Raw genomic sequence first — 12,326 nt, 5'->3', positions numbered from 1 at the left:
TTCAGCAACTGCTGCTGGAGCTGATACAAAAGAGAATTCATCTCTAACTGTAACATCTTGAATATCTTCATTACTAGCTTTTGCTTTACCAGCTAAATAAGAAATTAATTCTCTCTTATCTAAACCATCTTTTCTACCACGTGCTATAAATAATCTTACATAACCATTATCATTATCACTAAAGTTAGAAGACATTCCGTTTCTTCTAGATCTTCTAGTTGGAGTTAAGTCTTTATATTTACTTTCATCTAATGCATCTTTATAGAAATGATTTAAAACTGATGCTAATACTTGTTCACTGTCTCTAGAATTAAGTAATTCTCTAGCTAATGGTAAGAATTGATCATTTTCAACATTATTTGTTAATAGTGATAATAATTCACTTTCAATTCTATCACGTCTAACAGATATTACTTCTCTAGCAGCTGGAACAGATTCTTTTCTAATATCTGTTTTTGCAGCCCTTTGAATAAATTTAAATTTTCTAAATTCAGAAGGTGTAATAAATGTTATAGCTGTACCCATCTTACCAGCTCTTCCTGTTCTACCAATACGGTGTATATAAGCTTCAGGAGCTTGAGGGATAGAGTAGTTGATAACATGAGTTAAATCATTAATATCGATGCCTCTAGCAGCAACGTCAGTTGCTACAATGATACTTAATTTATGTTTCTTCATTTTGTGAAGGATTTGTTCTCTTTGTTTTTGAGATAAATCTCCATGAAGAGCTTCTGCGTCATATCCTCTATCTGAAAGTTTTCTACCAATATCATCACATTGAACTTTTGTTCTACAGAAAACAATACCGTAGAAAGCTTCTTCCATATCGATTATTCTACAAAGAGCTTCTAATTTATCACTTTCTCTAACTTCAAAATAGATTTGATCAGTTAAATTACTAGTTAAGTCTTTATTTTTTACTCTAACAATTGTTGGGTCATCCATGAATTTAGAAGCAAGATTCATAATTGGTTTTGGCATTGTAGCAGAGAAACATAACATTCTCTTTTCTTCTGGTGTTTGAGCTAAAATATTTTCAATATCTTCAATGAATCCCATATCGAGCATTTCATCAGCTTCGTCTAAAACGACAAATTTTAATTCATGTAATTTTAATGATCTTCTTTTTAAGTGGTCTTGTAATCTACCTGGTGTACCAACAACAACTTGAACACCTCTTCTAAGTTTTCTAAGTTGAGTATCAATTGATGCACCTCCATAAATAGATGCTACTTCAATATCTCTTGAACCTCTAAATGATGTAATTTCATCTGCAACTTGAATAGCTAATTCTCTTGTTGGTGTTAAAATTAACGCTTGAACAGCTCTAATTGAAGGGTCAACTATTTCTAAGATAGGTAGACCAAATGCTGCTGTTTTTCCTGTTCCTGTTTGCGCTTGTCCTATGACATCTATATTATCTTGTAATAATAGTGGAATACATTCTTCTTGTATTTTTGTTGGTTCTTCAAAGCCTTTCTTTTCTAAGGCCGTAAGGGTTTTTTCGCTTAAACCCAATTCTTTAAATTTTGTTAAATCTGGCATGTAACTCCTGTATAGTACTTATAATTACTCCATTTTGTAATTATGTAATATTTTTATTTGTAATCCGAATTAAATAAAGCATATATGATAACTAATTACAACCTTAGTTTACCATTTATTATATACTTTTTCTGCAAATCCTAGATGATTTTTTATAACAACAATTTCATTGTTATCTAAAACTAGTTTTCCAGTATACTTTCCAAAGACTTGATGTTGGTCACTTTTGATAATTCCGTAATTAAAATAACCAATCCTATCGACTATAGGTGTAAAAGTTAAATCTAATCGTCCCTCATTATCTTTGATAATCCAATTTTTTTCTAAAAAGTTATCTGGTATCTCAAAAGTAACAGTATCTAATTTGTGTATTACATCATCGAAAAATATTACATTCTCACTCGCACTAGATCTATCACTAAAACCATATCCTAAATTTAATCCAAAGGTTTTATTATCTATTGAAGAGGATAAACTTGCCCAATACCATGTATTTTCATACGTCCAGTTTCCTCTACCCCAATCTAAAGTCGCAAAAGTAGTTGAACTATCAACTTCTTCAACTTTATATCCGCGTTTTATTGTTCCATTCACTTTCATGCAATTTATTTTTTCATTTAAATAAAAAGCTTTTCTGTTTTTCTTCCAGCTTGTTGCTATATTCATTGATTCCATTTTTGTTGGTTGTGTTAATTCAACACTAACATCTAAACCAATGCTATTATCAGGTAAAACTAAAGTAGGTGAACTGAATAATAATTTTCTTTTTTCTCCGTTTTTAACAAAACAAACTCGAAGATCTTTATTGCTAACTGAAACATAACTATTATCTATAGAATTTTTTGCTAATTTTATATGTTTAATAGGTAATAGTTTAACTTTGTCAATTTGAGAGACTTGCTTCAAATTATAATCAATATAAGCAATTGATACCAAAGTTGAATACCCTAAATCACTTATAGTTGCTGAAATAGTATAGCCTTTCTCTTGATTTGTTATAGCATAATAGTCCCATTCTTTGATTCTAAATTTATTTGCTTTGATATTTTCTTTATTATAATTAAAATAAGGTTTTCTTGACCATCCTTCAATGCTAAGAGTACCTTTTTTTGTTAAAAGGTTAATTTGTTTTGTAATTTCCTTTTGCATTTGTATTGTCCCTCTATATTTCTATACTACACCTAAATTAATAAATATGAAATAGAAAAGGGACTGAAATAAATATCAGTCCCAAAGTTAACATATAAAGATTATTGTATTAATGAATAAATTAGTTACTTGTACCTAAAATATTTTCAATAAATACTGTCATAAAATTGTTTTCTAATTTATCTGAAGCCATTATAGCATATTGTAAATCTGTAGCATTTTGTTGAGAAGCGTAATAAGGATAAACTGATTTTAAGTATTCTCCCATGCCTGAATCAGTAGATTCACTCTTAACGTTTACTACTATATATGAAGAGCTAACTTTTATTGGATCAAGAGTTGAACCTACTTCAGCACTAAATAATGATTTCATTGTATCTTCATCTGTTGCAGCATTAGCTAAGATGCCAGTTGTATCACTGTAACTAAATGAACTCATGTATTGACTATTTGCAAAATTTTGTGCAGTTGAGCTAACTTGGTTTACACTTAATTCTAAGTCTTCAGCTAGAGTATCAAAATCTTCTGCTTGACTTACAAAGTTGTCAGCTTGTTCAAGTAAATATGCTTCCATTACACTTGTATCATTAGAAGCAATATATGCTTTAATGATTGAAATAGTATCTTCATCAGTATAATCCGCAGCTTTTGGTGTTGAATTTAATTGATAAAGAGCCCAACCGTTAGATGATTCTAAAGGACCATATACATTTCCTTTACTACCATCTAATATTTGTGTAGCTTCTTGAGCTTCTTTGAAATTGTTTTGAACAGCATAGAAAGGAACTGAACCGATTGTACCACCATTTTCAGCATAACTGTCTAAACTGTTTTCTTTAGCTACATCAGCGAAAGAAGAACCTGAATTAATTTCATCTAATAAAGCTTGAGCATCTTCTTCAGTTTCAACTGAAATGATAGATAAATCAACATTATAGAATAATTGAGGGTTTGTTAATGCATATTGTGCAGCTAATTCTCTTGGATACATATTATAATCAAATACTACATATTCAAAACTTCTAGTGTTATCTGCCATTGTTAAAACATAATCTGTTTCACCATCACTTGTTAGTGCCGTTGAAATATCAGAAACTACATTGTTATATGGTAAGTTTCTAGTAATAGATTTTCTAATAGAATCTTTTTGTTGTGCTGAAGTTTCTTCATATAGTTTTTTACTAAATTGTCCATCTTCATCATAATAACCACTGTTAATAATAGCACTATTAATAGTATCTTCAGTTGTTTTGAAACCAACTTCTTCAGCCATTTTTGTAATAGCTGTGTAATATACAGTGCTATCAAATGCGCTTTTCCAAATATTGTATAAAGCTAAGTCTCCACTTGAAGAGGAAGTATCATATTGAGAACCATATAATTGGTATTGGTCATAAAAATATGAATCTTGTGTATAAGCGATTTCTTCGCCATCATAAGAACCAAATGTTATACCATTGCTTGCTGATTGACCAACAATTGCACTAATTGCAGGTGCAGCTACAAATGAAATAGCAATTAAAATTAGAACAATCATTCCAAAAATAAAACCTATATTTACTTTCTTCTTTTTATGTGAGTTAAACTTAACATTCTTTTTTGAACTTTTATCAGTTCCTTTATTATCATTTGAAGGCATGTATAAACCTCTCCTAGAATAGTCTTATCCGTTTGGATACATCTTTTGAAAAATACCATTTACAGCAATTACTGTCAATCAATTATTTATTTTTTCATTAGTTCTGATTGTAGTTATCTACTTATTTTTAAAATTGGATATAAAAATTACTCAGATAATAGATATTTGAGAGATAAAAAATTTGTTTTATTTTATTATAAAAGGATAAATATTTATTTATTAATATAGAAATTTTGTAATATTATTTGACATTGTGTGTTTAAGTAATTAGAGTATTAAAAATATAGTATATAAAAAACTATTCTAAATAAAATTAATTATATTTAATAATTAAGGAGAGATAAGGATAATGAAGATTATTCAGCTTTCAGTTGGACCGAATAGAGTGCCTTTAACTGGTTACATACATGATTATGATGAAAACAATTTATTAAATAATATAAGAAGTGCAATGGTAGTAGTTGCTGGTGGAGGATATGAAAAAGTTTCTCCAAGGGAGAAAGACCCTGTAGCTCTTTATTATTTTGCAAAAGGAATGAACACATTTATATTAGAATATTCTATAAATGAAGAAGCTGGAGATTTAAATCCTTTATTAGAATTAAGTGATGCTTTAGTTCAAATAAGAAATAGGGCTGAAGTTTTTTATGTTAATCCAACTGAAATTGCCGTTATTGGATTTTCAGCAGGAGCTCATTTAGCTGCTTCATTATCAACTCTTTATAATCATCCAAAAATCAAAGAGTTAACAAATATTGATAATGGTTTAAATTCACCTGATGCTACCATCTTATGTTATCCTGTAATTACTATGAAAGAGTTTGCACATGAAGGTTCAAAAATGAGGGTAACTAAAAATAATAATGAACTAATTGAATTGTTATCACTAGAAAATCAAGTAACAAAAGATGTCCCACCAACTTTTATTTGGCATACTCAAGATGATGAAGCAGTAAATATAAATAATAGTTTATTATATGTAAATGCTTTAATACAAAACAATGTGGAATGTGAATATCATATGTTCCCTAATGGAGAACATGGTTTATCAATGTGTACAACAGAATGCTATAAACTTGATGATCATTGTGGGCAGTGGAAAGAATTAAGTTTAAATTGGTTGCATAAATATATATCGTTTTAAATAATTTGTATTTTTTGTTTTATACTTTTAATTAAAAATAAAAAAGAATATAGTTAAGAAACAATTTGACACAATGCAAAATTTTTGTGTTATAGTGTCTTTAGGTTAGGAAATAATGGATATTAAAAATAATAAAAGATTAATCAAAAATAAAAATATTTATATTTATTTTTATATTTTTTTTACTCTATTTTTGAATATAAATAATTTTTTTATTGGTGCTCCAAGAGCTATTATATTAATATATGATTTTATTAGTTTAGCTGGTAAGTTATATTTAATATTTTGGGGTGTGTTTTTATTGTTTTATGATCATAAAATAAATAATGTGCTTAGTGTTATTAATACTCCAGCATTTAAGTATAGCAGTATATTTATGATTTATTTGCTCTTATTAACAGTGTTTCATCAGACTACGTTTTCGTCATTTAACAATGCTTATTATATAATTCATTCATTTTTGTTTTTTTATGTGATGCTTATTTATGGCAATAAATATAGATGGATTAGAAGTGTTTCTAAAATAGCAATATGTTTTGTTACAATTGTTTCTTCTTTATCAATAATTAGTTTTTTAATATATTTAATTTCTTTCTTAGGTTTAGCAGATACATTACAAAATACTGCTCTTAAAGCTTTTATATTTAAAGTTGCTCCAAGAGGGAAACCATTAAATGGAATTATAAATGATTCAAGTTCACTAGCATCTTTGCTATTGTATTCAACTTTTATATACTTTTTCTTAGTTCTTTACTTTAAAAGAACACGCTTAACTTATTTATTTTTTACTTTAGTATTAATAAATTGTATTAATATCTTTTTAACAAAATCATATAGTTCAATATTCAGCTTAGTAATTTGGGTGCTTATTTTTTCTATATTATATTTTATTATTTTGATAAAATATGATGTACAAAATGAAGTAAAATCTAAAGGTGGACTTATAGTATTTTTCTCTTTGCTACTTATTTTAGTTCTATATGTATTAATAAGTAATACTACTATAGCAGCTGATATTAAACTATTCTTTATAGATTTGTTTAAACTAAATTGGATCAATGTTAATAATCCAAGAGAAGCAGTTTGGAATACTATATTAGGTTTTGATAAAAAGTATTATATACTTGGTATTTCACAAGATAATTTAGCTCAATTGTTTATTAATAATAATATTGAAAATGCGAATTCAATTTTATCAAATAATGGAAGATATTTTAATATCTTTATTACCTTGTTAGTTAATTATGGTATATTAGCTTTAATTGGTTTCGTTGGATTATTGATTTTTTCAATGGTTGTTGTTTTCAAAGATTATTTTAGTGCTTCCTATAGAAGAAAAAGATTTGTTTTATTTTTCCTCTTTCAAGTTTTTGCTATATTATTAAGTTCATATTTTGTAGATTTTGCACTAATGCAAGAGAATATTCACTCTTTATTATTCATGTTTAGTTATGCAATATTAATTGGGTTAACTTATAGTGATGAAAAAGATTTTGTTGCAAGAGATTATGGTAGTAGTTTTAATTAAAAATAAAGACTTGAGATTTATATAAATTTCAAGTCTTTAAAATAACTATTATTGAAGCATTCCCATAGCAACTCTCATTCCACTTGCCCAAGCGCCTGTAATACCTCTTGAGGTACCAGCTCCATCTCCGGCAAAATAAATATCATCACATACTTTAAAATATTCATCTTTATATGTTGGTTTATTAGCATATAATTTAATTTCTGGATAATACATGATAGTTGAAGGATGTAGTACTCCCGGTACTATAGTATCAAGATTTTTCATAGCTTTCCAAATTGCTCTTAGTATTTTAGAAGGCATAGCTAACGAGATATCACTTGGAGTACAGTTTGGAAGTGATGGCTTAAAATTGTAAGGATCAGAGTTAAATGTATGTTCTTTACTTCTTGAACCTAATCTAAAATCACCAACTCTTTGCATAAGGGGTCTTCCTCCTCCTAATAGAGCAGCTTGTAGCCCTAAATTTTCAGCATATTGCTGACCACTTGCAAGAGGTGCTGTTAATTTAACAGTTTTTAGAATTGCGAAGTTAACTAAACCATTTTGGTTATTCCCATTATTAGAATATGCATGTCCATTTACGCTAAACCATTTATCACCATTATTTGTTGTATAAGTTTCTCTTACTACATGAGCTTTACCACTATTTGTGCAGAAAGTTCTAACCTTTTCTGGGAAATAGAATTTAGGATCATAGTAATCTTTTACTATAGGATATTGTTCTATTTGAGTTTCTACTCTAATTCCAATATCAACTATGTTATCAACATATCCTATATTTAAACTTTGCATAATGTTTTGTAAAAAATGAAAACCTTGTCTTCCAGGAGCTATTAATATTTTATTATAAGAGAGAGTTCTTTTATCAGTTTCTATGGTCTTTTTATCTTTGTTTATACTTACCATAGTTTCACCTAAAGCTAAATCAACGCCATAAGAATCAAGTTTTTTAAGCATTTCTTTAATTAACTCTAATCCCCCATCTGTTCCTAAATGTGTCTGCTTGATTTCAAGTAGGCTACATCCAAGTCTCTCTGCTCTTTTTTGATAATTTCTTATATTAGATTTCTCTAATATATTTGGGTTAAATAAATCAATAACTTTATCCAAATATTCATCAGCTAATTCTTTTTCCCAATATTCTGTTGGAAAACCAATAGGATAAGTAAAATTCATTTTACAATCATTTCTCATTCCACCAGTTGAATATTTGTGTTTATCTAAAATTAAGATTTTAAGATTAGGCTTTTGTTCTAAAAGAGAAAAAGCACACCCCATACCAGCAGGGCCGGAACCAACAATTATTACATCATATTTATTCATTAAGATTTGAGCTCCTTAAATATATGTTTTTTTAAACATCTTTTACATTATCTTAAAATTTGTAAAAAACGTCAAATGTAAAAAACCTCTATTCAAACTAAAACTTATAATATAATATATGGAATGAAACATTGTTTATAAGAAAAGCTTGTTATCTAATTTAATTTAATTTATAATTCCTTTATAGGTAGCTTTTGAGGTGTTGTAGTGAAATATATTAGTGTTAAAGAGGCAAGTAAGAAGTGGGGAATCTCAGAGAGAAGAGTTAGAATCCTTTGTAGTGAAAATAGAATAGATGGTGTTACAAAATCTTCTTGGGCTTGGAATATTCCATCAACTGCGCCTAAACCTTCAGATGGAAGAACAATTAGACATATTAAAAATATTGATTTAAGAGTTGATTCTTTAAATTTTAATGATTTAATTAATAAGCAAAATTCTTTTAATCAAGTTATTTCTAATTTAAAAGAATATCAAAATTATTTTGAAGAAAGTGTTAATAGGTTTTTATTATTTGCTTTTTGTGAAGAAAAAATTGATTCAAATGACATTATTAAAGTTTTAGCTGATAAAAATTATTCTAATATTTCATTTGATAAAAAAATGCTAATCTTAAATGCTAAATCTATTTTAATTAATTTCTATAAACAAGTGGGTTATGGTCCTATTTTACCATATAACTCAAAACCTAATCCTTTTATAAGTGAAGCTAGAATTAAAGATATATATCAAGATTTGTTTAAAAGCATTGATGATTTTTATTTACCAAACTATAGAAATGCTAAAATTTCTAATCCTAGTTCGTTTGATTTAAAAGAATATGATGTTGATATGCAAATAGAAACATTAATCTTTCAATATGATAATGATTGGACCATTGTAAATGGTTTAGTTAAAGCAAGTTTTATGTTTGCCGGATTATTAAGAATTAAACCATTTGAAGAACATAGTTTCTTATTTGCTTCATTAATTTTTGCGGCAATACTTTTAGAAAATGGATTTCCATTAGCTATTATTCCTATTTCTCTTATTGATGAATTAAGGGCAAATCTTGCTCTTACTTTGAGTAAATCAAATTATACAAAATTAATTAATTTATTTGAGATTTCTTTAGATAAAGAGTTTGATGCTTTATTGAATTTAAATGAATAATAATATCCATTATAGAAAGGATATTATTATTATTAGTTTATTTATCAAGTAAAATATCAATTGTTCTTTGTAAACCTTCTTTTAGATTAACTTTAGCTGCCCATTTTAATTCTTCTAATTTAGAAGAATTTAATACTGATTTTGTAACAGGGTTATAACTTTTTAACTCTATATCACTTGGGTTTTCAAATATAACTTTTTTATTATTACATTTTGCTAAGGTTTGAGCTAATTCACGTATTGTCACATTAGATTTTTTATTAGAAATATTATAGGCATTACCAGTTTTACCTTCAAAAAGAATCTTAATTATAGCAGATACACAATCACTAATATAGCAATAAGATCTTAATTGTAAACCATTGCTTTTCATTACAATATTTTTATCATTAATAACATTATTAATAAATTGTGCTGTAGCACGGTTATCTTTTTTTGTTGTTGAAGCTCCATAAATGTGGCAAGGTCTAGCTATTAAAGTTTCAATAGAATATTGTTCTTTATAAGCTATACAAAGTGTTTCAGAAGTTCTTTTGGCATTTGGATAGCATGATCTAGCATTTGTATTATCAACATATCCACTGTATTTTTCATCAAAAGAATCAATATTACTATCTCCTTGTCCATAGACTTCCCCAGAAGATATATACAAAAATCTCTTTAGTCCATGAGTTTTACTATAGTCTAATAAATTTTTTACACCGTTAACATTTGCTATAATAGTTCCAACTGGATCTTGTGAAAAAGCTTTTGGATATGCGTTACTAGCAGCATGGATTATATAATCAAAATTATAATCGAAATTAAAATCATTACTAATATCTTGTTGTATAAATATTAAGTTCTTATTATTAATATTAGAAATAAATCTATTTTTTAATGTATTAGTATTTCTGCTTAATGCAAATATTTTTATATTTGTATTATTTTGTTCATTGTTAAATAAAAGTGCATCTACAATTACAGAGCCTATCATCCCAGAAGCACCTGTGATTAGAATGGACCTATCATTTAATTTAGATAAATTATTGTCATTAATTATTGAAAGTAAATCATTTTGATATATTTTATTATTATAATACATAAATTATTTTTTCAACCAAGTTGTTTTTTTAGTAGCTAATAAGGCTTTGAATATTTCAATATCATCAGGAGTTGTTAACTTAATATTTTTCTCAGATCCTGCAGAAAAATAAACATTTTCTCCTAGTTCAATCATTAGTGTACAAGATGCTACTGAATTAGTTATTCCTCTTTTTATTGCTTCTTCATGTGCCCAAACTAATTTATTTAGTGGGAAAGCTTGAGGGGTTTGAGCTCTCATTAATTTATCTCTATCATACTGTGATGTGGAAATTTTTTTATCCAACGTTTCTAACATAGCTTCTCCACATGGAATTGAAGCAATTGAAGATCCATAAAGTTGACATTTTGCGATATTATCTGAAATTATGCCTTGTGAAACCATAGGCCTTATTGCATCATGAACTAAAACGATATCTTCATCATTGTAATCTTGATTTATTGCCATAATACCATTTCTAATAGATTCCATTCCACTATTACCACCACAAACAATTTTTTTTAATTTTGATATTTCAAATTGTTTAGCATAAGCACAAAGAATTTCATGCCATCCATTTAAACAAACAACATAAATCGAATCAATATCTGGGTGCTTTTGAAAAGCTTCGAGTGTATAAATTATTACTGGTTTATCGTCAACGTTAATAAATTGTTTTGGTATATCTTGATGCATTCTTTGCCCATTCCCACCAGCAATTATTAAAGCAATGTTCATATATTAAAACCTCCAAGTTTCAATTATATTTATTTTTTTGTTATAAACAATATAATAAAAATAATTATTTTTATAAAAATTATAACAAACTTTATGAAGTATATATGTTATTAATTTTGTTGTAAATAAATATGGACTTATTTTAATGTTAATTGAAAGGAAAAATAAGTATAATTGTGTTTGTGTATTAGATAACTAAACCTTGTATATAAAAAAAAATTGTGTTAGACCTTGCAGTATGATTAAATAATATTTTCTGAGGATTTAATTAAAAATGAATAAATCAACATATTTGTTAAAAAATGCAATAATAATAGATGGAGACAATAATTCTCCATTCCATGCTTCTATTTTAATAGAATCTAATAAAATTACAAAAATAGTTAAAGATAAAGATATAAATATTAATTGTGATTTAGTAATTGATTGTAGTAATAAAATAATTACACCAGGTTTTATTGATGTTCATGGTCATTCAGATTTACAAATTTTAAGATCACCAGAAATGAGAAGTAAAATTCAGCAAGGAATTACTTGTGAAATAGCGGGAAACTGTGGTGTTGGTACATTTCCAATTGATTTAGACGATGATGATGTTGTTAATTCTATTCATGAATTAACAAAAGATGTTTTAGGATCATATAATTATGATTATTTTGATTTTAATTCATTTTGCAAAAAAGTTGAAAAAAATATTCCCAATACCAATGTATTATTTATGCAAAGTCATAGTGCTTTAAGAGCTTGTGTTATTAAACCTAATGCAAATAGAGAAGCAACTGATAGTGAAATAGATGAGATGTGTCGTCTCTTAGATATTAGTTTAGAACAAGGATGTATAGGTTTTTCAACAGGACTTTATTATCCTCCATGTTTATTTGCAAATGAAAAAGAACTAATTTCTTTACTTAAAGTTGTTAAAAAACATAATAAAATATTTGCAACTCATCATAGATGTGAAGGCGATGATGTTATTACATCATTAAATGAAGTAATAAGCTTAGCAAAGAAAGTAAAAGTAAAATTAGAAATTAGTCATCTA

10 protein-coding genes are annotated in these 12,326 nt (G+C 27.0%); 4 read left to right on the top strand and 6 right to left on the bottom strand.

Annotated features, from left to right (window positions below):
- From ACPKM0_RS08930 to ACPKM0_RS08920, 3 genes are all read right to left on the bottom strand, one after another.
- The coding region (locus ACPKM0_RS08930; protein WP_472475263.1) for a DEAD/DEAH box helicase at positions 1 to 1,545 on the bottom strand (1,545 nt) is incomplete at its 3' end.
- A gap of 108 nt (positions 1,546 to 1,653) precedes the next feature.
- Entirely contained in the window at positions 1,654 to 2,694 is a 1,041-nt protein-coding gene (locus ACPKM0_RS08925) for a DUF2804 domain-containing protein (RefSeq protein ID WP_472475262.1), read from the bottom strand.
- Between the two features lie 121 nt (positions 2,695 to 2,815).
- Positions 2,816 to 4,333, bottom strand: a complete 1,518-nt coding sequence (locus ACPKM0_RS08920; RefSeq protein ID WP_472475260.1) for a peptidylprolyl isomerase — start codon at positions 4,331 to 4,333, stop codon at positions 2,816 to 2,818.
- A 349-nt stretch (positions 4,334 to 4,682) separates the two neighbouring features.
- On the opposite strand from ACPKM0_RS08920, the gene ACPKM0_RS08915 reads away from it, so the two are divergent.
- Positions 4,683 to 5,477, top strand: a complete 795-nt coding sequence (locus tag ACPKM0_RS08915; protein ID WP_472475258.1) for an alpha/beta hydrolase — start codon at positions 4,683 to 4,685, stop codon at positions 5,475 to 5,477.
- A 475-nt stretch (positions 5,478 to 5,952) separates the two neighbouring features.
- Positions 5,953 to 7,005, top strand: a complete 1,053-nt coding sequence (locus ACPKM0_RS08910; protein WP_472475256.1) for a hypothetical protein — start codon at positions 5,953 to 5,955, stop codon at positions 7,003 to 7,005.
- 48 nt (positions 7,006 to 7,053) lie between these two features.
- Here ACPKM0_RS08910 and ACPKM0_RS08905 read toward each other — a convergent pair whose 3' ends face one another.
- Positions 7,054 to 8,331 (bottom strand): FAD-dependent oxidoreductase, encoded by a 1,278-nt coding sequence (locus ACPKM0_RS08905; RefSeq protein ID WP_472475254.1) that lies wholly within the window; start codon positions 8,329 to 8,331, stop codon positions 7,054 to 7,056.
- Positions 8,332 to 8,538: 207 nt separating this feature from the next.
- On the opposite strand from ACPKM0_RS08905, the gene ACPKM0_RS08900 reads away from it, so the two are divergent.
- Complete coding sequence (locus tag ACPKM0_RS08900; RefSeq protein WP_472475253.1) at positions 8,539 to 9,483, top strand: hypothetical protein; 945 nt, start codon at positions 8,539 to 8,541, stop codon at positions 9,481 to 9,483.
- A 37-nt stretch (positions 9,484 to 9,520) separates the two neighbouring features.
- Here ACPKM0_RS08900 and ACPKM0_RS08895 read toward each other — a convergent pair whose 3' ends face one another.
- On the bottom strand, positions 9,521 to 10,567 hold the full coding sequence (locus ACPKM0_RS08895; protein WP_472475252.1) for an NAD-dependent epimerase/dehydratase family protein: 1,047 nt from the start codon (positions 10,565 to 10,567) through the stop codon (positions 9,521 to 9,523).
- Positions 10,568 to 10,570: 3 nt separating this feature from the next.
- Positions 10,571 to 11,284, bottom strand: coding sequence for an IspD/TarI family cytidylyltransferase (locus tag ACPKM0_RS08890; protein ID WP_472475251.1), 714 nt, complete (start codon positions 11,282 to 11,284; stop codon positions 10,571 to 10,573).
- Positions 11,285 to 11,558: 274 nt separating this feature from the next.
- Between ACPKM0_RS08890 and ACPKM0_RS08885 the strand changes: the two genes are divergently transcribed.
- Positions 11,559 to 12,326 (top strand): amidohydrolase family protein (locus ACPKM0_RS08885; protein ID WP_472475250.1); only part of this gene is annotated, 768 nt, incomplete at its 3' end.

The sequence above is a fragment of the Pleomorphochaeta sp. genome (assembly GCF_050031695.1).
Lineage (GTDB): Bacteria > Spirochaetota > Spirochaetia > Sphaerochaetales > Sphaerochaetaceae > Pleomorphochaeta.
This window is presented reverse-complemented; position numbering and strand designations above follow the sequence as displayed.